At 71.1% G+C, this 25256-nt stretch carries 18 protein-coding genes and 1 pseudogene; 8 read left to right on the top strand and 11 right to left on the bottom strand.

Annotation, left to right across the window (positions count from 1 at the left end; translation table 11 throughout):
* Window positions 1–14: 14 nt before the first annotated feature.
* Both AB0J74_RS38020 and ligD read left to right on the top strand, forming a co-directional pair.
* Window positions 15–2198: an MMPL family transporter gene (locus tag AB0J74_RS38020; RefSeq protein WP_363457881.1), complete on the top strand. Its 2184-nt coding sequence runs from the start codon at window positions 15–17 to the stop codon at window positions 2196–2198.
* Window positions 2195–3172 (top strand): non-homologous end-joining DNA ligase, encoded by a 978-nt coding sequence (gene ligD, locus AB0J74_RS38015; protein WP_363457878.1) that lies wholly within the window; start codon window positions 2195–2197, stop codon window positions 3170–3172. The genes AB0J74_RS38020 and ligD overlap by 4 nt, the downstream gene beginning before the upstream one ends.
* 31 nt (window positions 3173–3203) lie before the next feature.
* Here ligD and AB0J74_RS38010 read toward each other — a convergent pair whose 3' ends face one another.
* Complete coding sequence (locus AB0J74_RS38010; protein ID WP_363457876.1) at window positions 3204–4028, bottom strand: LLM class flavin-dependent oxidoreductase; 825 nt, start codon at window positions 4026–4028, stop codon at window positions 3204–3206.
* A gap of 84 nt (window positions 4029–4112) precedes the next feature.
* Between AB0J74_RS38010 and AB0J74_RS38005 the strand changes: the two genes are divergently transcribed.
* The 4 genes from AB0J74_RS38005 (at window position 4113) to AB0J74_RS37990 (ending at window position 9289) form a co-directional block, all read left to right on the top strand.
* Window positions 4113–5159 (top strand): MerR family transcriptional regulator, encoded by a 1047-nt coding sequence (locus tag AB0J74_RS38005; protein ID WP_363457874.1) that lies wholly within the window; start codon window positions 4113–4115, stop codon window positions 5157–5159.
* Window positions 5160–5349: 190 nt separating this feature from the next.
* On the top strand, window positions 5350–6135 hold the full coding sequence (locus tag AB0J74_RS38000) for a hypothetical protein (protein ID WP_363457872.1): 786 nt from the start codon (window positions 5350–5352) through the stop codon (window positions 6133–6135).
* Window positions 6132–7052 (top strand): hypothetical protein, encoded by a 921-nt coding sequence (locus AB0J74_RS37995; RefSeq protein WP_363457869.1) that lies wholly within the window; start codon window positions 6132–6134, stop codon window positions 7050–7052. The genes AB0J74_RS38000 and AB0J74_RS37995 overlap by 4 nt, the downstream gene beginning before the upstream one ends.
* Window positions 7049–9289 carry a hypothetical protein gene (locus AB0J74_RS37990; protein ID WP_363457867.1) on the top strand — a complete coding sequence of 747 codons (2241 nt, stop codon included), beginning with the start codon at window positions 7049–7051 and terminating at the stop codon, window positions 9287–9289. The genes AB0J74_RS37995 and AB0J74_RS37990 overlap by 4 nt, the downstream gene beginning before the upstream one ends.
* Here AB0J74_RS37990 and AB0J74_RS37985 read toward each other — a convergent pair.
* From AB0J74_RS37985 to AB0J74_RS37975, 3 genes are read right to left on the bottom strand one after another with little or no spacing between them, the layout of a single operon-like run.
* Window positions 9286–10239 (bottom strand): hypothetical protein, encoded by a 954-nt coding sequence (locus tag AB0J74_RS37985; RefSeq protein ID WP_363457865.1) that lies wholly within the window; start codon window positions 10237–10239, stop codon window positions 9286–9288. The genes AB0J74_RS37990 and AB0J74_RS37985 overlap by 4 nt on opposite strands.
* A 1-nt stretch (window position 10240) precedes the next feature.
* Window positions 10241–13957 (bottom strand): FxSxx-COOH system tetratricopeptide repeat protein, encoded by a 3717-nt coding sequence (gene fxsT / locus AB0J74_RS37980; protein ID WP_363457863.1) that lies wholly within the window; start codon window positions 13955–13957, stop codon window positions 10241–10243.
* A 16-nt stretch (window positions 13958–13973) separates the two neighbouring features.
* Window positions 13974–14228, bottom strand: coding sequence for a hypothetical protein (locus tag AB0J74_RS37975; protein ID WP_363457861.1), 255 nt, complete (start codon window positions 14226–14228; stop codon window positions 13974–13976).
* Window positions 14229–14460: 232 nt separating this feature from the next.
* On the opposite strand from AB0J74_RS37975, the gene AB0J74_RS37970 reads away from it, so the two are divergent.
* Window positions 14461–15552, top strand: a complete 1092-nt coding sequence (locus tag AB0J74_RS37970; RefSeq protein ID WP_363457859.1) for an HEXXH motif-containing putative peptide modification protein — start codon at window positions 14461–14463, stop codon at window positions 15550–15552.
* Between the two features lie 46 nt (window positions 15553–15598).
* Here the strand turns inward: AB0J74_RS37970 and araA are convergent, their stop codons facing one another.
* The 6 genes and pseudogenes from araA to AB0J74_RS37940 form a co-directional block, all read right to left on the bottom strand.
* The gene (gene araA, locus AB0J74_RS37965; RefSeq protein ID WP_363457857.1) at window positions 15599–17095 is read right to left on the bottom strand and encodes an L-arabinose isomerase; all 1497 of its coding nucleotides are present in this window, start codon (window positions 17093–17095) and stop codon (window positions 15599–15601) included.
* Window positions 17092–18750 (bottom strand): annotated as a pseudogene (gene araB, locus AB0J74_RS37960) (ribulokinase); the annotation flags it as partial. The gene araA and the pseudogene araB, both read right to left, overlap by 4 nt.
* Before the next feature lie 12 nt (window positions 18751–18762).
* Window positions 18763–19707 (bottom strand): galactofuranose ABC transporter, permease protein YjfF, encoded by a 945-nt coding sequence (yjfF, locus tag AB0J74_RS37955; RefSeq protein WP_363457906.1) that lies wholly within the window; start codon window positions 19705–19707, stop codon window positions 18763–18765.
* Window positions 19708–19769: 62 nt separating this feature from the next.
* Window positions 19770–20780 (bottom strand): ABC transporter permease, encoded by a 1011-nt coding sequence (locus tag AB0J74_RS37950; RefSeq protein ID WP_363457855.1) that lies wholly within the window; start codon window positions 20778–20780, stop codon window positions 19770–19772.
* Window positions 20781–20850: 70 nt separating this feature from the next.
* Window positions 20851–22377: a sugar ABC transporter ATP-binding protein gene (locus tag AB0J74_RS37945; RefSeq protein ID WP_363457853.1), complete on the bottom strand. Its 1527-nt coding sequence runs from the start codon at window positions 22375–22377 to the stop codon at window positions 20851–20853.
* Between the two features lie 61 nt (window positions 22378–22438).
* Window positions 22439–23431 carry an ABC transporter substrate-binding protein gene (locus AB0J74_RS37940; protein WP_363457851.1) on the bottom strand — a complete coding sequence of 331 codons (993 nt, stop codon included), beginning with the start codon at window positions 23429–23431 and terminating at the stop codon, window positions 22439–22441.
* Window positions 23432–23581: 150 nt separating this feature from the next.
* On the opposite strand from AB0J74_RS37940, the gene AB0J74_RS37935 reads away from it, so the two are divergent.
* Window positions 23582–24604: a LacI family DNA-binding transcriptional regulator gene (locus AB0J74_RS37935; protein WP_363457849.1), complete on the top strand. Its 1023-nt coding sequence runs from the start codon at window positions 23582–23584 to the stop codon at window positions 24602–24604.
* Between the two features lie 21 nt (window positions 24605–24625).
* Here AB0J74_RS37935 and AB0J74_RS37930 read toward each other — a convergent pair whose 3' ends face one another.
* Complete coding sequence (locus AB0J74_RS37930; RefSeq protein ID WP_363457846.1) at window positions 24626–25081, bottom strand: hypothetical protein; 456 nt, start codon at window positions 25079–25081, stop codon at window positions 24626–24628.
* Window positions 25082–25256 lie beyond the last annotated feature (175 nt).

Here is a 25256-nt window from a genome sequence, read left to right as displayed (position 1 = left end):
CGGAAAGGGCAGGCATGCATGCGTTTCTGGCCCGCCTCGGGCGCTGGTGCGCCCGCCGGCACTGGGTCGTCATCGCCGCGTGGGTGGTGCTGCTGGTGGGGCTCGTGGTCGGCAACAACCGGTGGGGCGGCGACTACGTCAACGACTACACGGTGCCGGGCAGCCAGTCCGAGAAGGGCACCCAGGTCATCTCGGCCGAGTTCCCGGGGCAGAGCACGTTCGTGGGTCAACTCGTCTTCCAGTCGCCGCCCGGCACGACCGTGGCCGCTTCGCAGGCCGCCGTTGACCAGTCGTTCGTCAACGCCGGTCAACTCCCCCACGTGGTCAGCGCGGCCAGCCCGTTCGCCACCAGCCCGCCGACGGTGTCGCCGGACGGCACGATCGCCTACGGCAACATCGACTACGACATCTCCACCGACACCCTCGGCCAGACCTACCTCGACCAACTCGACAGCGCGGTCGCGCCGGCCCGGGCCGCCGGGCTGACCGTCGAATACGGTGCTGCCGCCGGGCAGATCGCCAAGGGCACCAACGACATCGCGTCCGAAGTGGTCGGCGTCGTGGTGGCCTTCGTGCTGCTCTTCTTGATCTTCTTCTCGGTGGTCGCGGCGCTCGTCCCGCTCGTCTCCGCGGTGTTCTCGGTGCTCGGCGCACTCTCGATCATCGGGCTGCTGGCCGCGGCGTTCACCTTCCCGACCACCGGGCCGACCCTGGCGACGCTGCTCGGCCTCGGCGTCGCCATCGACTACGGGCTGTTCCAGGTCGCGCGGCACCGGGAAGACCTGACGGCGGCCAACGACTACGTGCGGGCGGCCGGCAGCGCCAACACGCACTCCGGGATGGCGATCCTGGTCGCCGGCACCACGGTGATCATCGCGATGCTCGGCCTCTACATCGCCGGCCTGCCGTTCATCAGCGCGCTCGGCGTGTCCGCGGCGATCGCGGTGGCGATGACGATGGTCGCCGCGCTCACGCTGATTCCGGCCTTCCTGGGGCTCAGCGGGCGCACGATCCGCTCGATGCGCCACGAGCGGCCCGCGGAACCGGGCGGCGACCCGGTGACCCACCCGGCGCACGAGCAGGGCGCGTTCGCCCGCTGGGGTCGCTACGTCAGCAAGAAGCCGTGGCCATGGGCGCTCGCGGCGGTAGCGGTGCTGCTGGTGATCACGATTCCGTTGATCTGGATCGACTTCGGCCAGCTCGACCCGGGCACCGACCCGACGAGCGACAGCGACCGCCGGGCGTACGACCTGATCGCCCAGGGTTTCGGTCCCGGCGCCAACGGCCCGTTGACCGTGGTTGTCTCGATCCCGCCCGGCGCCGACCCGCAGACCCTGTTGACCAGCACGCAGCTTGCGCTGGAGCAGCAACCCGGTGTTGCCTCGGTGACGCCGCCGCTGGTCAACCCGCAAGGCAACACGGCGATCATCAACGTCGTCCCGACCACCGGCCCGCGCGACCAGGCGACCACCGACCTGGTGCACCGGGTCCGCGACGACGTGCTGCCGACCGTGCCGGCGGCGACCTACCTGACCGGGCAGACCGCCAGCTACGACGACTTCACCGCGCGCACCGTCGAGCGGCTGCCATGGCTGATCCTGGCCGTCGTGGTGCTCTCGCTGCTGCTGCTCACCACGGCGTTCCGTTCGCTGGTGATCGGCATCCAGGCCGCGCTGATGAACCTGCTGTCGGTCGGCGCCGCCTACGGCGTGATCGTCGCGGTCTTCCAGTGGGGCTGGGGAGCGTCCTGGATCGGGGTCGACATGCCGCTGTCGATCCCGGCCTACGTACCCATGATCATGTTTGCCGTCGTCTTCGGCCTCTCGATGGACTACGAGGTCTTCCTCATGTCCCGGGTGCACGAGGCCTACCTGCGCACCAGAGACACCCGGCGCAGCGTGGCACTGGGCATCGGCGCGACGGCCCGGGTGATCACGACCGCGGCACTGATCATGATCGTGGTGTTCATCAGCTTCGTCGCCGACCCGGACCCGACGATCAAGATGCTGGCCGTCGGCATGGCCGTCTCCGTGCTGCTCGACGCGAGCATCGTGCGGATGATCCTGGTCCCGGCGATCCTTGCGATCCTCGGCGACCGGGCCTGGTGGATCCCCCGCTGGCTCGACCGCATCCTGCCGCGCCTCGACATCGAGGGCGAGCAACCGGAGGCGCCGGAACTCGAAAGCACACACCGATGAGCCCGCGCCGGCCCAGCTGGCCCGCGGTGATCGAGCCGATGCTGGCGACACCGGGCGAGATCCCCAAGACACCCGGCTGGGCGTACGAGTTCAAGTGGGACGGCGTCCGCACGGTCGCCTACACCGACGGCGGCGGTGGGATCCGGCTGATGTCGCGCAACGACCTCGACGTCACGGCCAGCTATCCGGAGTTGGCCGTGGTCGCCGACCTGGTCGGCCGCCGCCGCGTAGTGCTCGACGGCGAAATCGTCACCTTCGACAAGCACGGCGTCTCGTCGTTCTCGTCGCTGCAACGCCGGATGCACGTCGTCGACCCGAGCCGGGCGCTGGTCTCCTCGACCCCCGTCGTGTACGGCGTCTTCGACGTGCTGTTCCTCGACAAGCCGCTGATAGGCCGGCCGTGGCACGAGCGCCGCGCCGTGCTCGAGGACCTCGGCATCGACGAGCAGCCGGTGCTGGTCGCACCCTTCTTCGAGACCGACCCGGACGCCGTGATGGCCACGGCCCGCGAACGCGGCCTGGAGGGCGTGGTCTCCAAGCGGACCGACGGCACCTACCACCCGGGCCGGCGCTCTCCGGTCTGGCGCAAGACCCCGTTCATCCAGACCACCGAGGTGGTGGTGGTCGGCTGGAAGCCCGGCGGGGGCCGGCGGGCGGGCACGATCGGCTCGCTCGCCCTGGGCGCCTACGACGAGCAGAACGCGTTGACCTACTGCGGCGGCGTCGGCACCGGCTTCACCGACGACATGCTGGCCGAACTGCTCGCGCTGCTCACCCCCTTGGAGACGGACCGCTCGCCGCTGGCACACCAGATCCCGACGGCGGACCGGCGCGGGGTGCGCTGGGTTCGGCCGACGGTGGTCGGGGAGGTGGTCTTCCGCTCGGTGACGCCGGACGGCCGCTTACGCCACCCGGCCTGGCGCGGCCTGCGCCCCGATCGCCGCCCGAAGGAGGCCCGCCTCCCGCGCCCCTGAAACCAGACCGCGCGCGTCTCCCACCGCCCCATCAACCTGTCATGGCACCCCCGGGTGGGCCGGCCGCGATCCGGTCGCGGATCTGGGTCATTCGCTCGGCGTTGTGGTGTGGCATCTCCCAGCGCGACTCCAGCCACCACGTCGCACCCGCCGCGGCCCACTCCGCGACGATTGCCGCCGAGGCCGGGTCAGCCCCGGTCGTCTCACCCTCCGCGATCAGGTCGAACCCAGCAGGCACACCCCGCGCGGCCAGCCAGCCCCGGACCGACCGCGCCCCGCCCGGACCACCGCCCTCGCCCTCGAACTCCGGAATCACCCCGTCGCAGCGCAGCGCCCGCCGCATCGACCGCGGCCGGGGCCACCGCGCCACCACCCAGATCGGGATGCGCGGCCGCGTCGGGCGGACCACCTCGGCCAGGTCGTCGCGCGCGCACTCGTAGTCGTAGTGCGCGCCATGAAAGCTGGTCGAGCCGGCCCACAGAGAACGGATCAGGTCGATGCCCTCGTCGAGCCGCGCCGCTCGGTCGCGGCGGTCGACCACCTCGCCCGTGTCGGGCAGGTCGGTCTCGAGCGCGCCGAGCCCCACGCTCAGGATCGCCCGGCCGCCGGAGAGCTGGTCGAGCGTCGCCACCTGGCTGGCCACCTTCCACGGGCGGCGCCAGGGCAACGGGGTGAGCATGGTGCCGAGCTGGACCCGGCTGGTCACCATCGCCATCGCGGACAGCAGCGACCAGGCGTCGACGCCGTAGGCCGCCTCCCACACGAACACCGCGTCCCAGCCGGCCCGCTCCGCGAGGACAGCCTGCGAAACCTGCGCGTCTGCCGGGCCGCCGGGCAGAATCACCCCGTACCTCATGCTGGCATTGATAGCAGTGGGGTCCGACGAAACTTGACCCTCGACCAGGTTGAGGCACCAGGGTTCCGGGATGTGGAGAGCGACATGCGGAGCATCGGCGAGACCGCGCGGGCCAGCGGCCTGAGCGTCAGCGCCCTGCGGTTCTACGACCGCGCGGGCGTGCTGGTGCCGGCGCTGGTCGATCCGGAGAACGGCTACCGCTGGTACACCGACGCGCAGGTCGACCAGGCCCGCCTGGTCGCCGGCCTGCGCCGGGTCGGCATGCCGATCGCCGAGATCACGGCGGTGCTCGGCGCCGAACCGGCGACCGCGCACCGGCTGCTCGACCGGCACCTGGGCCGCCTCGAGACCGGCCTCGCCGATGCCCGCCGCGAGCTCTCCCGCGTTCACGCCCTTCTCGACACGCAGGAGAACCCGATGACCACCGTGACCCTGACCGCCGCCGTCCTGGCTGCCGCGTTCGACTCCGTCCGCTTCGCCGCCAGCGCCGACCCCGAGGTGCCGATGCTCGGCGGCGTCCTGATCGACGCCGAGCCCGGCGCGGTGACCTTCGTGGCCACCGACCGCTTCCGGATGGCCGTCCATCGCGAGAGCGCCGAGGTCGCCGGCCCGGCCGGCCAGCTGATCGCACCGACCGCCTGGGTCGATCGGCTGCGCGAGCGCCTCGACAAGACCGAAAACGTCACCCTGCGGCTCGACGGCGCCGAGATCGAGGCGGCGGGCGAGGGCTGGACGATCAAGGACAAGGCGCTGGCGTACGACTACCCCGACTACCGCCGACTCGTCGAGGCGCGGATCGGCGACAGCCCACGCCGCGCCCCGGTCGACCCGGCGGCGCTGCGGGCGTCGCTCGCCGCACCGACCGCGCCCCGGGTCGTCCGCCAGCACGACGGCGTCGACCACGACCTCGCGGTGCTGACCATCAAGGAAGACGGCGGCGTCGACCTGGTCGGCGAGGAGGAATGGAACGACGAGCACGTGGCCGTCAATCGCGGCTTCCTGCTCGAAGCCCTGGGCGCCGGTGGCGACGGCCAACTGGTGCTCGAACTCGACGGCCCGATCCGCCCGCTCGCGATCCGGCGCCCGGCCGACGACCGCGGCTTTTCGCTGATCATGCCGGTCAAGGCCTGACGGGTTGGCGCGCCGGGCATCGCCCGGCGCGCATTTCCCGGCGTCCCATTGATGCGACAGTCCAATCGCGAACGACCCGATTCGGCGATGCGTTCGCCCTCTGTTCGTCAGATAGAGTCCGGTCATGGCCCGCCCAGGTTCGTCCCGGTGTCGGGCCCTTAGCGCGGTCGCTGTTTTCGGTTTTTCCCTCGTGCCCGCCACACCACTGCCGACACCGGTCGACGACGGTTCGCTGGTTTTCTGTCTAGATCATCAAATCGATCTCGTACGCGCCGCGATAGCGCTCGACCGCGGCACCCGGGCCGAACTGCCCGACCAGATCCGGGTCGGTCCGCGCGATCTGCACATCAGCGAATGGCGCGAGCAATATCCCGCCGATTTCGCCCGCAGTTGCGCCGCACTGCGCGCCGCCGGCCCGGCCGCCGACAGCCCCGCCCCGGCCCAGGCGGCCCGCCCGAGCACGCCGAGCCCCTGGTTCGCGTCGGTCACCACGCTGACCGCCACGCTCGTCGGCGCCCTGCTCACCTTCCTGGTCACCCGGTCCCGCGACCACGTCGCCGAGCGCCGTCAAGAGGCCAGCGACCTGCACACCGCGGTGCAGGCGTTCGAGTCGGTGGTGCGGCGCTACACGCACGGCTGGCTCAAGAAGGCCACCGACGCGCCCTCGGCGCCCCAGGTGATCGAGCGCGCGGTCGACCTGCAGACCAAACTGCGCCGCATTCACCAGGCACGGCCGCAGTGGCCGGAGCCGACCGAGGTGCTGGCCCGGCTCGACGCGGAGCCGTTGGGCGGATATCTGATCGACACCGAGGCATGGAAGGCAGCTGATCAAGAACTCCGAGTGGAACGGGGGGACCGCATCTTCGGCTCACTTGCCAATCTCACCCGTGATGCCGACCATATTGCTTATCGGCATCAGCATCCACGGCACTACAAGCAGCCGGAGCAACGGCCGGCCACCCCGGAGATCGGATGAACCCGTTTCTCGTTCCCGGTTGCGTCAACGCGCGGACTCCCCTCAACCCCGGCGTGCACGGAACCCACGAGGATTACGCCGACGTTGATCACACCGAACGACAGTTCGTGGCTTTCCAGGAAGACTTCGAGAAGGGTGACGGAGTCCTGCGTGACGGCCGGCTGGTGGTGGTCAGCGGTCCCTACGGCAGCGGCAAGACCGCGCTGGTCAACCGCTGTGTCAAATGGCTCGACGCGAAGGTTCGCAAAGGCAACCGCCACCCCGTGGTCGTCGACCTGCGCCGCGACCGGCTCGACCGGGGCGAGGTCACCAAACGGATCAAGTTCATCGCCGGCCGGCTCGTCGACGACCTGCGCACCCGCGGGCTGCTGGAGATCGGCGGCGAGGTCGCGCAGCGCATCGACGAACCGGACCGGATGTTCCCGATCCTCAGCCAGGTCCTCGGCGAGAACACGTTCCTGGTCATCCTGCTGCCGCCCTCCGGCGACCTGGTCGGCGAGCTGATCGAATACGCCCGCTTCGCCCGTGGCAAGCTGCTGTTCTTCGCCGAGACCGCCTACTGGGGAAGCCTGCGGGAACGCCGCGGTGAGTTCCACACCGCCGGTGGCGCACCGCCCCTGTTCCTGGAGCTGGGCCCGCTGGCGGCCGGCGACGGTGACACGTTCTGGGAGTTCCGGCTCGAGCGCTTCCGGGCCTACGGCACCTGGCCACACGGCGACGGGCCGCCCCGGGTCGCCGAAAACAAGCTGAAGAGCCTGGTCAGCCAGCGCCCGATGTCGATCGGTGAGCTACAGCTGGTGTTGCACGCCCTCTGGGAGCTGCTGCGCGCCGAGGCCACCCAGCCCGAGTGGATCTCCGACGAACACTTCTGGCGGGCCTACAACATGCTCTACGAGTCCGGGACCGGTGACCGATGACGACGCCGCAGGCGGGGTTCGCCAACCCGTTCCCCTCCACCGCCAACGCCTCGGGCCAACCGGTCGACCCCGAGGTGGCCGTCCACACGCCGGCGGTGACCACGGCGACCGCGTTGTTCGACGCGTTCCTGCGCGGCGGCCAGCAGGGCGAGGTGCTCGCGGTGATCGGCGGCGCCGGCACCGGCAAGACCTACCTGTCCGGCGTCCTGCGCGGGATGGCCGACCAGGCGGAGCCGCCGGTGCGGTCGTTCTACGCCCAGGTTTCCGCCACCTCGTTCCACGGCGTGCTCGGTTCGTTCGTACGGGCCGTCAAGCGCGACGAGTCGACCGTCCGCGCCGGGGTCCGGCACCTTTTCGCCCAGGTGGTGGCCGACGCCCTGGGCGACTCCGACCTCGGCCGCAACATCGGTTCGCAGCTGCGCGCCGGCCAGCTCGACCCGGTCACCCTGGTGCAGCGGATGCGGCTCGACCGCAGCGCCTATCTGGAGACCCTGACCGCCCGGTTGGAGCAGCTCACCGACCATCCGGGCATCGCGACCGCGCTGACGCTGCTGCTGCGGCCGGGCTTCGACCACGCGGTCTGGACCTGGCTGGCCGGCGGCGAGCCGGCCGGCGTCCTGCGCGACCGGCGGATCACCGCGGCGCTCGACACCGACGCCGACGCGCTCCAGGCGATGGGCGCCCTGATCTCGGTCGTCTGCGCGCCCGGCCGCAAGCTGCTGCTCACCTTCGACGAGCTGGAGCGCACCTTCCGCGGCGACCTGCCGCTGACCGAGGAGACCACGACCGCGCTGCGCCGGTTCCTGGCCAGCGCGGTCAACGCGGGTGCGTTCGTCGTGCTGTCCGGGTTCATGTCATTCCTGGAAAACGTGCCCGACGATGTCCGCGACCGGATCGGCCCGACCATCCAGACCTCGCCGTTCCAGCCCGAAGACATCCAACAGCTGGTCAGCACGAGCCGCGAAACCGTCAGCCACGACGCGGTCGCGCCGCCGCCGTTCAGCCCCCAGGTGGTCGAGCATCTCGCTGACCTGACGGCCGGCGTACCCCGGCTGATCGTCGATCTGTCCCATCGCCTCGTCCGCGCGACGCGACCGACCACACCGACCATCGACGAGGCCACGATCGAGACGGCCGCCCATGCCTACGTCGAGGAGCGACACGGCGCCTACTTCGCCGAGGAGGTGGAGCGCGCGCTCACCGAGCAGGGCTGCAAGGTCGTGCCCAACGACTACGTCGACGAGAGCCCGGACTCGCATGTCGACTTCTGGGTCTCCGAGTCCGACTCCGGCGACGGCTGCGCGATCCTGGTCGCCGAAAACGTCATCAGCACGGCCGACTTCAACCGGCAGCGCGACCGGATCCTCACGGTGAAACGGCGCCGGCCGACCAGCGAGATCCTCGTGGTGGTCAAGGGTTTCCTCGCGCAGGGCGCCGCCCGCGTGCTGACCGACCTGACCGGCCGGCGACCGCTGGTCGCGCAGCCCGGTCGCATCGGCCGCGACCTCGGCCGCACGGCCAAGGCGATCCTGGCCTCGCTGGAGACGCGCGACCCGGTCGAGCGGGTCTCCAACCAGCTCGTGAAGCTGGGCCGCGACCAGGCCAACATGCAGTCCTACGTCGCGCAGCTCGCCCTGTCGATGAACGAGATCCGCACCACCAACGAGCGCCACCTGGCCGAGATCATCGACCGCCTCGCACCACCGTCGCCGGCCGTCGAGCCGGGCGCGCCCGCGCAGCTGCCGCCGGCGGTCGAGGCCATGCTCGACGACGCGCTGCACGTGCTCGCCGAGCTGCTCGGCCGGGTCGACACGCTGTTCACCGACTCGCTGCACGTCGCGCCCGACCGGGCCCGCGACACCCGGATGGCGCTGCGGTCGCGGCTCCGGCAACGCAACACCTCGGCCGCCGCCGGCGTCGTGGTGCTGCTGCAGCGGCTGATCAGCGCGTTCGGAGCAGAACTGCGGCTCTGGTACGCGCAGGAGATCCCGAAAGGCCAGGCCGGCCGCGACACCCGCCAGCTCGACGCGCTCTGCCAGACCTACTCGGTGGCCTGCGAATATCTCCCGCTCTTCCAGCTCGACGAGTTGCGGCACGTGACCGCCCGGTTCGCCGGCGACGTCGACGAGATCCCGACCGAACGCAGCGCCGAGATCCGCGCGTCGGAGCTCTTCGGCAACCTCGCCGGCCGGGTGCAGGCCGAGTTGACCGGCCCGACCGCCGTCCGGCGGCGCTAACCCACCTCGGTCAGCCGGCCACACAGCTCGGCGAAGCGGTCTTCGACGCTGGCCACATAGGCCTGCACCAGGGTCACGCCCAGCACCTGGCGGCCGTCGCCGAGCCAGCGGGTGATCACCGCGCCGTCTTCGATGTTGAGCACCACCGCCCGGGCGCCGCGGCCCAGCACCGGGTAGACGAGTCGGCGCAGGTCGCGCAGGTCGCCCTCCAGATCGGTGTGGAACCCCCAGTAGACCCGGCGCAACCGGGCGGGCGAGGTGTCGCCGTGTGTCTCCGGCAACTCGAGGCCGCCGAAGCAGTCGACCGCGAACGCGGTGCCGTCGTTGCCCTGGTAGAGCACGTACTGCAGCCGCTCGTCGACCGACTCGCGGCAGATCGACAGCAGCCCGGCGGGTGCGTTGCCGGTGACCACCGGGCTGCCGACCGGCGGACGCAGCGACGCGCTGGGTGCGATGGGCTGGAAGCCGCCCGGATTCTGGTCGCTGAGCTCGAACAGCTCGCGGGCCTCGGCGGCCAGCCCGGCCAGCGCCCGGTCGACCTCCTGCACCTCTGGCGAGACAGCGAAGCTCAGGTCTCCGGCCAGGCGCTGGTCGCGCAGGCAGAAGCCGATCAGATGACCGCGGCGCGGGATGGTGTAGGCCAGCACGGCACCGGCCGACGTCTCCAGCACGAGCCGCAGCAGTGCGCCGGTGCGCGCCAGTTGCAGCTTGTCGTGCAGGTCGAGACAGGAGCCGACGACACCCTGCGCGGCGAGCCGGGCCTGCTTGCGGCCGCGCCCGTCGACGTCGGTCTGGTCGATCGAGAACCTGCGGTCACCGTCGACGATCAGGCTCAGGTGGGTCAGGTTGGGTATCCGCCGGGCCAGGTCGGCCGCCGAGAACAGCAGTTCGTGTTGCTCGTCGCCGAGCGGCGGGTCGATGTGGACGCTCTCGAACGCCGACAGGGTCACCTCACACCTCCGGCACGTCGATGTCGATCAGCAGGGAGAGCGGCACGGCACGGCGGCCGCCGCTGAGGTATTCGGCCGCCGCCCGGGTGTAGGGGTGGCCGGCGCCGAGGAACTCTTCGCACAGCGCGAACGTCTCGCGGGAGACCGGGTCGCCGCCCCGCTCCGACATGCCGGCCAGGTTGAGCCGGGCGGCGAGCACCCAGGGATGCACGTCGCCCAACCGCGCGGCGAGCCCTTCGGCCGCCCGGCCGGCCTGCGCCAGCGCCAGGTCGTTGCGGCCGGCGCTCCACAGCACCAGCGCCACGTCGGCCCGGCAGACCTCCACGAACGGGTGGCCCTCGACCAACCCGTCGGTGTAGAGGTCGAGGCACTGGCGCGCGAGGTCGAGCGCGTCTTCCCACTCGGCCAGCCGGAACAGGTCCATCGCCAGGCTGAGCATGCCGGCCTGGGTGCGCGGGTGGTCGAAGCCGAACGTGTGCCGATAGCCGTTGACCGCGTCGGTGTTGAGCTGGCGGGCGACCGCGTAACGGCCCAGCCGCCGCTCGGCCACCGCCAGATGGCCCTTGATCCGCAGCACGTCGGGGTGGCTGGCCGACTGGAACTTGCGGATCCGGTCGAGCGCACCGTAGAGCCGGCGGCTGGCCTCCCCGTAGCGACCCAGTTCGCGCTGGAAGCCGGCCGCCGCGGCCATCGACCACCAGGTCAACGGGTCGTCAGGGCCGAAGAGCGCCTCCCGCCGGGTCAGCGTGTCCTGCTCGTGGAAGTAGGCCCGCTCGGGATAGCCGGCGAGGAAGTAGGAGTTCGCCAGGTTGTGGCTGGCCTGCAGGGTCTGCGAGTGGTCGTCGCCCAGCAGGTCGCGGAACTGGTGCCAGGTGCTCTGGTCTTGCACGAGAGCCTCGGCGAACTGGCCCAGCCCGCGCAGGTCGCCGCTCATCCCGCGGCGGGCGGTCAACACCCGCACCGAGCGCGAGCCGAGGTCTTTGAGCGCGACGCTGAGCAGCAGTTCGTCGGCGGCCAGCGACTCGCGCGGCCGGCCCATCTGCCGCTGCAGGTCGGCCCGGTAGGTCGCGAGCTGGATGGTGAGCGACTCGCGCGGCGCGTCGCCGGCCGTCCAGGCGTCGAGCGCGGTCTCGACCTGGGCCAGCCGCTGCGCGCGGACGACGGCGTCGTCGTCGTCGGACGTCCAGCGCAGCTGGGCCAGCACCCAGCGACGCACCGGCCACTCGGGCGAGACCAGCGCGCCGGACGGCACCAGGTGGTGCCGCAGCTCCGCGAGCACCTGGCCGTCCTGCAACCGGCCGGCGGCGAACCCGGCGAGGCCGCGGCAGACCTGTTCGCGGCGGCGGTCGAGCTGGTCGGCCGGGATGGCCTTGCGCACCATCGTGCGCACCAGACCGTGCATCTGCAGGTCGGAGTCGGTCCCCCAGAAGACCGAGAAGATCTCCATCCGCTGGCCGAGCCAGATGACCTGATCGAGGTCGGCCGGCTCGTCGAGCAACGCCCGTGGGTCGATGCCGGCGGCCGCGGCCAGCTGCTCGACCATCGCCGGCCAGCGCAGCAGCGACAGGGTCACCCGGGCCGGGTCGAGGTAGCAGCAGAGCTCGGCGACCCGGCGGGTGAGCCGGCCGAGCGGGATCTTGTCGAGCTCTTCCAGCGTGATGCCGACGATCGCGCCGAACGAGGCGCCACCGGCGTCGGCGAGCCGTTCGCGGATCGCGTCGGCCGCCCAGGACGCGGCCTCCGAGGCCGAGCTGCCGGCCCTGACCTCGGTCTCGGCGGCGAGCTGGCGGACCAGGGCGCCGATGAGGTGCAGGCTCAGCGGCGCCCGGCCGGTCGTCTCGATCAGCTTCTCGCCCTCGACGCCGGGCAGCGCGGGTGCGTAGCCGCGCAGGATGGCCACCGCCTCCGCGGCCGTCAGCGGCTTGACGTGGATGTGGCTGTTGCGCGTCGTCCACAGGTCGGGCAGGTTCTCGGCGGCCTGCGGCTGCGCGGTGATCACGATGTGCCCGAAGCCCTCCCGCGGTAACAGGGCGGCGAGCGTGTCGACGTCGTCGGCGGCGTCGTAGACGAGCAGGGTACGGCCGGGCCGGGCGGCGCGCAGCGCGTCGAAGGTGGCCGCGACCATGTCGGCCGACGGCTCGACGCCCATCACGTAGCCGAGGCGGGCCAGGCTGGACCGCACGGTCTGCTCGTCGCCGGCCGGGATCCACCAGACGACGTCGTAGTCGTAGGCGAAGCGGTAGGCGTAGGCCTGCGCGATCGCGCTCTTGCCGACGCCGGGCTCGCCGGAGAGCACGACCACGCCGACCGTCTCGGAGGCGACCAGCGCCGACCGGATGTCTTCGAGGTAGGCGTCGCGCCCCACCATCCGGGTGCTGGCCCGGGGCACCGAGAAGAGCTTCTCGCCGGCCGTCGACTCGGCTCGCGGGAACCGCTGGCGGGACTCGCGGCCGGCGATCTCGGAAGCCCGGTCGCCCATGCCGAACGCGGCCAAAAGCCGCTTGAGCGCGTCGGCCTCGATCGGGGTGGTGAGGTCGACGGCGCGGACGGTCGGAAACGCGTCGTGCCGGCTCGGCTCGACGTTGAGCAACACCGTCTCGGTGCCCGGTGAGGCCCGGAGCAGGTCGTTGACCTCGGCCGCGACCGGCGCCGCGGCGAACGCGGCCGAGCCGATCAAAACCAGCAACGACCGCTCGGGACCCTCGAACCAGGCCTGCTCGGTGTTCCACGTGCCGACCGTGAACCCGAGCTGCCGGAGCTGCTCGCCGACCCAGTCGGCCCACGGCCGGTCGGAGGGCGCGTAGGCCAGCACCGCACGGGTGTCGACGTCACGCGCGTCGCCGGTGAGGCTGCGCCGGTAGCGCCGGCGGACCGCCAACGGGATCGGCGGCAGCGAAGGCACCTCGCCGTTGGTGATGAAGTAGACCAGGTCGGCGAACGCCTCGAACGGGCCCACGCTGCGCGGCGACGAAGGCGGGTCGTCGAGCAGGATGCTCAGCGACCAGGCGGCCGGCGCCAACTCGGGCACCTTCACCACGCGTTCGGCGAACGCGGTGCCGAGGCGGCTGAACGCCTGGCGGATCTCGCCGATGGTCTGGCTGGCCCGGGGCAGCACGCGCGCGTCGAACGGCACGGCGGCCGCCGCGGTGCGCCGGGGCCGGCTCGCCGCGTCGCGGATGGCCAGCGCCGACTTGACCGCGTCGCGGATCGGCGCGTATTGCGGCTGGAAGCAGATCACCACCGCGTCGGTGAGGCCGGCGATCAGGTTGGTCTGCGCCTCGGTCGCACCGGTCAGCCCGATCAGGATGACGTCGTATCGGGTGCGCCGCAGCGCGGCCCGGATCTCGCCGCTCGGCAGGCCCTCCAGATCGTCGCCGCGGAGCACCGAGAACGGCCGGCTGGAACCGAGCAGGTCGAGGCTGCCCCGACCGACCGGCAGGATGTATCGACACAACGACAGCGGCTTCTCGATGAATTCGGTGACCAGCCGGGCCGCCTCGGCGTCGAGCAACTCGCTGGGGTCACTCACGCTCATCAAGAATGGATCAAGGAAAGCGCGCACGAGTTCGCCGTCGGTGCCTGTGTCGATCACGAGGACCCGCTTGTCGACGTGGCACAGCGCGACGGCCGTGTTCGCGATTATCCGGGTGACGCCGACCTCGGGACCCGATGCCGCGAACGTGACGATCGTGGGAGCCGCTGAGCCTCGGTCCGTCATCGACTGTCCACCTCGGTCAGGGAGATTCGGGGTCTTCCATTCTCCCGGCGACCATCATGTTCTGGAACCCGTAAAAAGCGGGTGACCCCCCGTCGTTCTCCTGAATTAGCCGACGTAGCGACGAGAGCATCGCCGTTTCCGGCAAATCATCCAGACCTTCGAGTCCCCTGCCCTGGAGGTCTAAAAGATCCGAGATAAGATCGGCGTCCTCAACACCCATACACCGACCACCGCCTTCATCGCCCTCGATCAGGATGAACCGCGCCAGCATAGTCCAATGATCGCGCGGCAACGGCACCCACGACGCACCGCGGAGAGGCGATTCGGACGTGGCGAATCCACCGACCCATCGCGTCAGCCGAGCGACCTTCGCCGCGATCTGCGGTGGCGGTGGCGGGCCCGGCACGATCCGCATGTTGCGGGCCGCCCAACGCAGTAAAACGATCTTGTCGATCGGTGCCGTCGTCGCACTGGCGAAAGAAACGAAACACCCTCGACGGGCATTGACCACCGACGCGTACGCGTTTCTGCGCACCCTTCCGCCGGAGGCCGTCGCCCCCGTCCTGGACTATCCGTCGGTCGGCGCCTGGGCCCTGCGCACCGCACACGCCCTGCACCGCCGCGACCTGGCCACGGCGGAGCCCGACTGGCTCGCGGCCGTCGCGGCCGCCGCGGCCGTGCGTGCGCTGGCCCCCGCCCGACTGCCGGTGCCGGCACCGGCCCGCGGCCACCTGGCGCTGCCGTCGCTCGGTGGGTCGACGGCGCTCGACCCGGCCGCACCGGTCGAGTTGGTCTGCGGCGCCGACGGCGCGGAGTTGGTCAGCGGCGCGCGCCGGGTGCGGGTCGGCGGTCCACACTGGTCACCGCTCCCGACGGTGCGGGCCGTGCACGGCGGGCTCGCCGTCAACCTGCGCTTCGACCACCTCGACGGCGCGCCGGCGCCCGGTGACGCCGACCGGCGTACGGCCGAGGTCTGGCAGTCCCGGGTCGCGCCCGGCTGGCAGGTGCTGGTCGACCGGCATCGGCCCGTCGCGCTCGAGTTCGCCGAGGCGATCAGCGTCCTGGCACCGCTGGCCGATCCCCCGACCGGCACGGTCAGCGCGACCGGGCGACACGCGTTCGGCGCGATCGCGATGTCGACACCGGCCACGCCGCGCTCGGTGGCCGTCACGTTCGCACACGAGTTGCAGCACGCGAAGCTGTCGGCGCTGATGGACCTGTTCCCGTTGGTGTCCGGCGCACCCGGTGGCAGGCACTACGCACCGTGGCGACCCGACCCGCGGCCGCTGATCGGCCTCGTCCACGGCGTCTACGCACACCTGGCGATCGCCGACTTCTGGCGCCGCGAGTTGGCCGGCGGCGGCTCCCTCGCCGAGTTCGAATACGCCCGGTGGCGCGCCGCCGTGCAGGAGACCGCGACCCGCCTGGCCGGCGACGCCAACCTCACCGACCTGGGACGGCGGGTCGTCGACGGCGTGCTCGCCGAGGTCGACGGCTGGCACGAAGAGGTGCGCCCGGCGGCCGCCGCCCAGGCCCGGTCGGCGGCCGACCAACACCGCGACCGCTGGGTCGCGGCGCACGGCCCGATCAGCTAGGCCGGCGCCGGGTCGCTCGCCGCGGGGCGGCGGTGTCGCGCCTTCCCTAGAGAGAGCGCGCCAGCCGGTGGTAGGCAGCGGTCCAGCGAAGCTCCTGCACGAAGCGGCGGACCGTGGTCTCGCCGTCGATCAGGGCCAGCTCGGTGCCGGTCATCTCGGCCAGGTCGTGCACCTCCGCCACGCCGAGGGCCTGGGTCAGCGCCGTGTGGTGTGGACCGCCGGCGATCAGCCAGGCCTCGGCCGCGGTCAGCAGGTCGGGTCGCGGTGTCCAGATTGCCCGGGCCACCGGCAGGTTGGGCAGCGGTTGGTCGGCCGGCACCACCTCGACCTCGTTGGCGACCAGCCGGAAGCGCTCACCCAGGTCGGCCAGGCCGAGCACGACCGCCGGGCCCGGCGCGGCGTCGAAGACCAGGCGGACCGGGTCTTCGCGGCCGCCGATCGACAACGGGTGGATCTCGGCGCGCGGTGTCTCGCCGGCGATCGACGGGCAGACCTCCAGCATGTGTGCGCCCAGCGTGCGCTCGTGGCCGGGGGTGAGGTCGTAGGTGTAGTCCTCCATGAACGAGGTGCCGCCGGGCCGGCCGGCGGACATCGCCTTGAGGGTGCGCACCAGCACGGCCGTCTTCCAGTCGCCTTCGCCACCGAACCCGTAGCCGTCGGCCATCAGCCGCTGCACCGCGAGGCCGGGCAACTGGCGCAGCCGGCCCAGGTCTTCGAAGTTGGTGGTGAACGCCCGGAACCCGCCGGCGGTCAGGAACGCGCGCAGGCCCAGCTCGATCCGGCCGGCGTAGCGCAGCGACTCGTGCCGCTCACCGCCCGGGCGCAGCTCGGGGTCGAGGCGGTAGACGTTGTCGTACTCGGCGACCAGCTTGTCCACATCGGAGTCGGACGCGGCGTCGACGGCGTCGGCCAGGTCGGTGACGCCGTAGGTGTTGACCGAGACGCCGAAGTGCAGTTGGGCCTCGACCTTGTCGCCCTCGGTCACGGCGACGTCGCGCATGTTGTCGCCGAACCGGGCCAGCCGCAGCGAGCGCATCTCGGCCCGGCCGATCGCCGCGCGGGCCCAGCCACCGATCCGCGCGGTGACCCGCGGGTCACTGACGTGGCCGGCGATCGTCTTGCGGGCGACGCCCAGCCGGGTCTGCACGTAGCCGAACTCGCGGTCGCCGTGTGCGGCCTGGTTGAGGTTCATGAAGTCCATGTCGATGTCGGCCCAGGGCAGGGCCACATTGGACTGCGTGTGCAGGTGCAGCAACGGCACGTCAAGGGCGTCGAGCCCGGCGATCCACATCTTGGCCGGGGAGAACGTGTGCATCCAGGCCACCACCCCGACGACGCCCTCGGTCGTGGCCGCCGCGCGGCAGCAGCGCAGGATCCCCTCCGCCGAGGTGAGCACCGGCTGCCACTCGACGGCGGCCGGTATGTCGTCGGCGGCGTCGAGCGCCGCGGCGATCCGCTGGGACTGGTCGGCAACCTGGCGCAGTGTGTCGGCGCCGTAAAGCTCCTGGCTGCCGGTCAGAAACCACAAACGCGGTGCGGTCATCTGCGTCCTCTCCCATTTTCCCCCGCCAGCACCCGCCGGCGGGCCAGGCGATGCAGCACGTTCGAGGCGCCGCGCCCGAAGTGGTCGTGCAGCTCGCGGTAGTCGGCGTAGATCGGGTCGTAGGCGTCGGCGCGCTCCGGGTCGGGGCGGTAGACCTCCGGGCCCCGGCTGCCCATCACGGCGGCCGCGGCACGGACGTCGGGGTAGTGGCCGGCGGCCACCGCCGCGTGGATGGCCGAGCCGAGGGCCGGCCCTTGCGCCGAGCCGATCACGGCGATCGGGCGGCGCAGCACGTCGGCGTACACCTGCATCAGAAAGGTGTTCTTGAGCAGGCCGCCGGCGGCGACGACCTCGGTGACCGGCACGCCCGACGCCTCGAACGTCTCGATGATCATCCGGGTGCCGAACGCGGTTGCCTCGACCAGCGCACGGTATTGCTCCTCCGGCCGGGTGGCCAGGGTCTGCCCGAGGATGGCGCCGGAGAGCGCGTGGTCGACGAGCACCGACCGGTTGCCGCTGTGCCAGTCGAGGGCGACCAGCCCGTGTGCGCCGACCGGCTGGGCGGCCGCGAGCCTGCTCAGGTAGTCGTGCAGGTCGCCGTCGGCGGCCTCCACATAGGAGGACGGCACCGACGTCTCGGCGAACCAGGCGAAGATGTCGCCGACGCCGCTCTGGCCGGCCTCGTAGCCCCAGAGGCCTTCGACGATGCCGTCGGCGACCACGCCGCACATGCCCGGAACGACGGCGAGCCGGTCGCTGGAGAGCACGTGGCAGGTCGAGGTGCCCATGATGGCCACGAGTTGGCCGGGCTCGACGGCCCGGGCGGCCGGCGCGGTCACGTGCGCGTCGACGTTGCCGACCGCGACCGCGATGCCTTCCGGCAGGCCGGTCAATGCCGCTGCCCGCGCGGTCAGCCCGCCGGCCCGACCGCCCAATGCCGACAGTGGATGGCGCAGCTTGTCGACGAAACCGGTGAAGCGCGGGTCGAGTGCGGCCAGATATTCGCGGGACGGATAGTCACCGTCCTGGTGTATCCCCTTGTAGCCGGCCGTGCAGACGTTGCGGGTCTCGGCGCCGCACAGCTCCCAGACGATCCAGTCGGCCGCCTCGATCCAGCGCTCGGCGCGGTCGTAGATCTCCGGGTCCTCGTCGAGCAACTGAAGGCCCTTGGCGAACTGCCACTCCGCCGAGATGCGGCCGCCGTAGCGGCGCAGCCAGCGCTCGTCGCGGGCCGCTGCGACGGCGTTGATCCGGTCGGCCTGGCCCTGTGCGGCGTGGTGCTTCCACAGCTTCGGGTAGGCGTGCGGCCGGTCTTCGAGGCCGTCGACCTCGCACAGCGGCGTGCCGTCGGCGAGCGTGGGTAGCACGGTGCAGGCGGTGAAGTCGGTGCCGATGCCGACGACGTCGGCCGGTGCGACGGCCGCGGCCGCGAGCGCCTTGGGCACCGCCTCGCGCAGCACGTCGCGCCAGTCCTGCGGCACCTGCAGCGCCCAGGCCGCCGGCAGCGGGCGACCGGTGCCGGGCAGGGCGCGTTCGACGGCGCCGTGCGCGTACTCGTGCACGGCGGAGCCGACCTCCGCACCGTCGTCGACCCGGACCACCACGGCCCGGCCGGAAAGCGTGCCGAAGTCGACCCCCACCACGTGCGCTGGCACAGCCCACCTCCCCTATCGACGCCGGCGGGTGACGGCGCGCTGCAGGACGATGAAGACGAAGAGCAGGATGCCGATGAAGATCTTGGTCCACCAGGAGCTGAGGTCGCCCTGGAACGTGATGATCGTCTGGATCAGGCCGAGCACCAGCACGCCGAGCACCGTGCCGATGAGATAGCCGGAACCGCCGGTGAGCAGGGTGCCGCCGATGACCACGGCGGCGATCGCGTCGAGTTCCATGCCACTGGCGTGCAGGCCGTAGCCGGAGAGCATGTAGAAGCTGAGCAGCACGCCGCCCAGCGCCGAGCACAGGCCGCTGATCGTGTAGACCGCGATCCGGGTGCGGCCGACCCGCAGGCCCATCAGCATGGCCGACTGCGGGTTGCCGCCGACCGCGTAGACGTCGCGGCCGAATGTCGTGTAGGCCAGCACGTACGCGGCGACCAGCACGACGGCGAGCGCAACGAGCACGCTGATCGTGACGAAGAAGCCGCCGAACCAGATCTTCGCGTCGGCGACGCTGACCCAGAACGGGTCGCTGATCGGGATCGAGTCGGTGCTGATCACGTAGCAGAGGCCGCGGGCCAGGAACATCCCGGCGAGGGTCGCGATGAACGGCTGCACCTCGAAGAAATGGATCATGCAGCCCATGCCGAGCCCGATGAGGGCGCCGATCAGCAGCACCACCGGCAGGGCGACGGCGGGCGGCCAACCCTTGTCGAGCAGCAGCGCCGCGATCATCGTGGTCAACGCGACGACCGCGCCGACCGACAGGTCGATGCCGCCGGTGAGAATCACGAACGTCATGCCGACCGCGACGACGAGTAGGAACGCGTTGTCGACGAAGACGTTCAGCACGACCTGGGTGTCGGAGAAGCCGGTGTAGTTGACGACGCCGATGCCGTACATCAGGGCCAGCAGCGCGGCCGTCGCGGTGACCGGCAGGTATTTGTTGCGCATCGCCAGCGAGCGCACCCGCGCCAGGTTGGCCTGCGGCGTCGGCGTACGGGCCTTCAGGTCGATCATGCCGACACCTCCGCGGGCTGGCGACGGGACAGCCGGGCGCGGAACGCCGGCGACTGCACGAGGCAGAGGACCACCACGACGACCGCCTTGAAGAGCAGGGTGACCTCGGGCGGGATGCCGATCGTGTAGACAGTCGTGTCGAGCGTCTTGATCAGCAGCGCGCCGACGACCGTGCCGGCGATGGAGAAGCGGCCACCGAGCAGCGAGGTGCCGCCGATCACGACGGCGAGGATCGCGTCGAGTTCGATCAGCAGGCCGGCGTTGTTGCCGTCGGCGCTGGACACGGTCGAGCTGATCATCAGGCCGGCGACGCCGGCACAGACGGCGCAGGCCACGTACGCGATGATGATCAGCCGTTTTGACCTGATGCCGGCGAGGCGGCTGGCTCCGGCGTTGCCGCCCACCGACTCGAGCAGCATGCCGAACGCGCTGCGCCGGATCACCAGCGCCACGGCGGCGACCAGCGCGGTCGCGATGATCACCGGAACCGGGATCGACACCAGGAAGCCGGCCGCGATCGTCTTGTAGGGCGGCGAGTTGACGTTGATGATCTGGCCGTCGGTGATCAACTGCGCGACGCCGCGGCCGGCGACCATCAGGATCAGCGTCGCGATGATCGGTTGGATGCCGACGACGCCGACCAGGAAGCCGTTCCACAACCCGAGGCCGGCGCAGAGCAGCAGGGCGAGGGCCACGGCGATCAGGACGCCACCGACCGCGCCCTGGTCGCTGAGGCCGGCGATCTGCTGGCAGGCCAGCGCGCCGGAGATCGCCACCACGGCGCCAACGGACAGGTCGATTCCGCCGGTCGCGATCACGAGCGTCATGCCGAGCGCGACCAGCATCAGCGGCGAACCCTGCCGGAGGATGTCGATCAGGCTGCCGAAGAGGTGCCCGTCGCGCAGCTCGATCGAGAAGAAGCCGGGCTCGAAGATCAGGTTCACGACCAGCAGGAGGGCGAGCATCGCCAACGGCCAGAACAGCCGGTGTCGCCAAAGAGTGGTCATGCCGCCGCCTCCCTTCGGTCGGCGGAGCAAGACCACGGGCGGCTGTGTTGACCGCGCTCGCTTCGCTCGCTCATGCCGCGCCTCCGCTCGCGATGGCCGCCATCACCCGGTCGGTGTCGAGGCCGTCGGTGTTGTCGAGTTCGGTGACCAGCCGCCGGTCGCGGAGCACGGCGACCTTGTGGCTCAGCCGCAGCACCTCTTCGAGCTCGGCGGAGATGAACAGCACCGCCATGCCGCCGTCGGACAGCTCGACGACCAGCCGCTGGATCTCGGCCTTGGCCCCGACGTCGATGCCCCGGGTGGGCTCGTCGAGGATCATCAGCTTGGGTTCGGTGATCAGCCAGCGGGCCAGGAGCACCTTCTGCTGGTTGCCGCCGCTGAGGTTGCGCACGGGGATCTCGGGGTCGGCGGGGCGGATGTCGAGCGCCTTCACATAGCGGGCGACCAACTCGTCCTGCCGGCCGCGCGGCAGCGGCCGGGCCCAGCCGCGGTCGGCCTGCAGCGCCAGGATGATGTTCTCGCGCACGGTCAGGTCTTCGACGAGCCCGTCGGTGCGCCGGTTTTCCGGGCAATAGGCGATGCCGTGCCGCATCGCGGTCTGCGGCCCGCGAAACGCGACCGGCTTGCCGTCGACCTGCACCTGGCCGTGGTCGGCGCGGTCGGCGCCGAAGAGCAGCCGGGCGACCTCGGTGCGGCCGGAACCGAGCAGGCCGGCCAGGCCGACCACCTCGCCCTTGTGGATGGCCAGGTTGAACGGCGCGATCGCGCCGGTGCGGCCCAGCTCGTCGGCGCTCAGCACCGGGGTGCCGCGTTCGAGGACGGCGACCTCGCGGCGGGGCGCCTCCTCGATGTCTTCGAGCACCTCCAGCTCTTTGCCGATCATCGCCGCGACCAGGTCGAGCTGGCTCAGCTCGGCGGTGCGGTATTCACCGACCAGGCGGCCGTTGCGCAACACCGTCATCCGGTCGGCGATCTCGTAGACCTGGTCGAGGAAGTGCGTCACGAACAGGATGGCGATGCCCTCCTCCTTGAGCGCCCGCATGACCCGGAAGAGCTGGTCGACCTCGGACGCGTCGAGGCTGGAGGTGGGCTCGTCGAGCACCAGCACCTTGGCGTCGACGTCAAGAGCCCGGGCGATCGCGACCATCTGCTGTACGGCGATCGAGTGGTCACCGAGATCCGACGAGACGTCGATGTGCAGCTGGAGCCGGGCGAGCAGCTCTTCGGCCCGGCGGCGCATCGCCGACCAGCGGATCCGGCCGAACCGGGTGGGTGCGCGGCCGATCAGCACGTTCTCCGCGACCGACAGGTTGGGGCAGAGGTTGACCTCCTGGTAGACGGTGCTGATGCCGGCCTGCTGGGCCTGGTGTGGCCCGGCGAACGCGACCGGCTCGCCGCCGAGCGTGATGTCGCCCTGGTCGTGGTGATAGGCGCCGGTGAGCACCTTGATCAGGGTCGACTTGCCCGCGCCGTTCTCACCCATCAGGGCGTGCACCTCGCCCGGGAACAACCGCAGGTCGACGCCGTCGAGCGCGACGACGCCCGGGAACCGCTTGCCGATGCCGCGCATGACGAGCACGGGCTCCCTGTCGGACATGGCCCCTCCTGTGTGGCGGGCGGCGCGGTCCCCGGTGTGCCGGGGACCGCGCCGATCGGACTCAGTACTTGCGTTCGGGCAGGGCGGCCTTGGCCTGGTCCTGCGTGAACGTGGTTTCCTCGGTCAGCACCCGGGTGGGGATCGTCTCGCCGTTGAGAACCTTCTTGGCCAGGTCCATCAGCTGTGGGCCGAGGAGCGGGCTGCACTCGACGATGAAGTTGATCTTGCCGTCGGAGAGCGCCTGCATGCCGTCCTTGACGGCGTCGACGGTCACGATCTTGATGTCGGTGCCCGGCTTCTTGCCGGCCGCCTCGATCGCCTCGATCGCGCCGAGACCCATGTCGTCGTTGTGCGCGTACAACAGGTCGATGTCGGGATTGGCCTTCAGGAAGGCGTCCATGACCTCTTTGCCCTTGGCCCGGGTGAAGTCACCCGGCTGGGACGCGAGCATCTTGAACTTCGGGTCGGAGCCGATCACCGACTCGAAGCCCTCCTTGCGGTCGATGGCCGGCGCCGCGCCGGTGTTGCCCTGGAGTTCGACCATGTTGACCGGGCCGGCCGCGCTGGCGAACTCCTGCTTGACCCACTCGCCGGCCTTCTTGCCCTCGAGCACGAAGTCGGAGCCGATGAACGTCTTGTAGAGCGTCTTATCGGGCGAGTCGACGGCCCGGTCGGTCAGGATCACCGGGATGCCGGCGGCCTTTGCCTCTTTGAGGACGGTGTCCCAGCCGGACTCGACCACCGGCGAGAAGGCGATGATGTCGACCTTCTGCGAGATGAAGCTGCGGATGGCCTTGATCTGGTTTTCCTGCTTCTGCTGCGCGTCAGAGAACTTGAGCTCGATCCCGGCCGCCGCGGCCGACTCCTGGATCGACTTGGTGTTGGCGGTCCGCCACCCACTTTCGGCGCCGACCTGGGAGAAGCCCATAACGATCTTGCCGTCATCCTTGCCGGAGGCAGCGCCCCCGCCGCCCGAGCCCTCGCCACCACAGGCGGCCAGTGTGGCGGCGATGAGCACGCCACCGAGCACCACCGCGGACACTTTCCTGAGCACGGCTTCCTCCTCACGTACGTCGATGGCTCGCGTGTTGCGAGAATGTTAGCGTTCTCATAATCGACGTCAATAGCTCTAGCGGAGGGATTGTTAGCGTTCACAGACAAGTTATGATCGACAAGGCGGGTAGAGTGTCGGCGAGGAGTTGCCATGGATCAGCCGTCTCCGCCACGACCGGCGGTGATGATCGACGTCGCGCGACTGGCCGGCGTCTCACACCAGACCGTCTCGCGCGTGCTCAACGGGCATCCGAGCGTGCGCACCGAGACCCGCGAACGCGTGCTGACCGCCGTCCGGCAGCTCAACTACCGCCCCAACGCCCTGGCCCGCGGCCTGGCCGGCCGCCGCTCCCGGGTACTCGGCGTGGTCAGCTTCGACACGATCCTCTACGGCCCGGCGGCGACCCTGCTGGGCGTCGAACGCGCGGCGCGGGCGGCGGGCTACGGCATCAGCATCGTGACCCTTGAGCAACTCGACCACGACGGCGTCGGCGACGCGTTGAGCGCCCTGGCCGAGCAGTCGGTGGCCGGCGTGGTCATCATCGCGCCGTTCACCAACGCGGCGGCCGCGCTGCGCAGCCTGCCCGACGGCATCCCGGCCGTGGTCGTCGAAGCGGGAATGAGCGGCGCCCTGCCCGCCATCTCGGTCGACCAGGTAGCCGGCGCGAAGTTGGCGGTGCAGCACCTGCTCGATCTGGGCCACTCGACGGTGTGGCACGTGCGCGGCCCACAAAACTGGCTCGAGGCCCGCGACCGCGAGACCGCGTGGCGGTCCACATTGGAGAAGGCCGGCGCGCCGGTGCCACCGGTGATCGACGGCGACTGGAGCGCCCGCTCGGGCTACCAGGCCGGTCTCCGCCTCGCCGGCGACCCGCGGGTCAGCGCGGTCTTCTGCGCCAACGACCAACAGGCGCTGGGGTTGCTGAGAGCCTTCCACGAGCGCGACGTCCGCGTGCCGGGCGACGTCAGCATCGTCGGCTTCGACGACATCCCCGAGGCCGAGTTCATGTCGCCCCCGCTGACCACGATCCGCCAAGACTTCGACGAGGTGGGCCGCCGCTGCCTGGCCATGCTCCTCGACCTCCTCGACGCACCAACCGACGCGACCCCCGCCGCCCCACGCGTGGCGCCGGCCCTGGTGACCAGGGCGAGCACCGGCCCCGCCCAGCGCTAGCGCCGCCTGACGTCAGCCGGCTCAGGTCGCGGAAACGGGGACCGGGCGCCGCCGGAAATAGCGGTTGGCCGAGGGCAGGAACATCAGGACGCAGGCCGACAGGACTGCCACGACGTGCAGGACTCGGCTGGCGCCGAAGGCGAGGTCGGCCGGGCCACTTCCGGCCAGGACGTGGGTCAGCGAGTTGCCGTCCAGCAGCCACAGCAACGGATCGACGACCAGCGAAAGAGTGCCGAGGACACCCAGACCCAGCGCCAGCGTCCAGCGCGCCCAGCGCCGGCCGGCGCGCATTCGCAGCGCCACCAGGATCGCGGCCAGGAAGACAACTGCCCGCACGGTCACGCCGACGGCGGCGCCGCCGCCGGCTTGGCCTGTCGCCACGACCAACGTGGTTTCGAAAACGCCCGCGCCGACGGCGACGAGCCACATCACGAAAGCCGCGCCTACGGCGGCCGGTGCCCGGGTATCGGTTCGCATGCTGTCGAGGATCGCGAAATATCGGTGCTGGTCGACATCCCGCACGCCACCGGGTCTTGGGTAGGGCGCGCCCTACCGCGGCCGGCCGGGCGGGTGGGGGGAGATCGGAAGAGCGTCGGGGAGGGGAAGAGGGTTGGATGATCGGTGTAGATCTGGGGGGTGGGCGGAGCAATAA

The sequence above is a fragment of the Asanoa sp. NPDC049573 genome (genome assembly GCF_040676615.1).
Classification (GTDB): domain Bacteria; phylum Actinomycetota; class Actinomycetes; order Mycobacteriales; family Micromonosporaceae; genus Asanoa.
The sequence above is the reverse complement of the archived record's forward strand: the minus strand, read 5'-3'. Positions and strand labels throughout refer to the sequence as shown.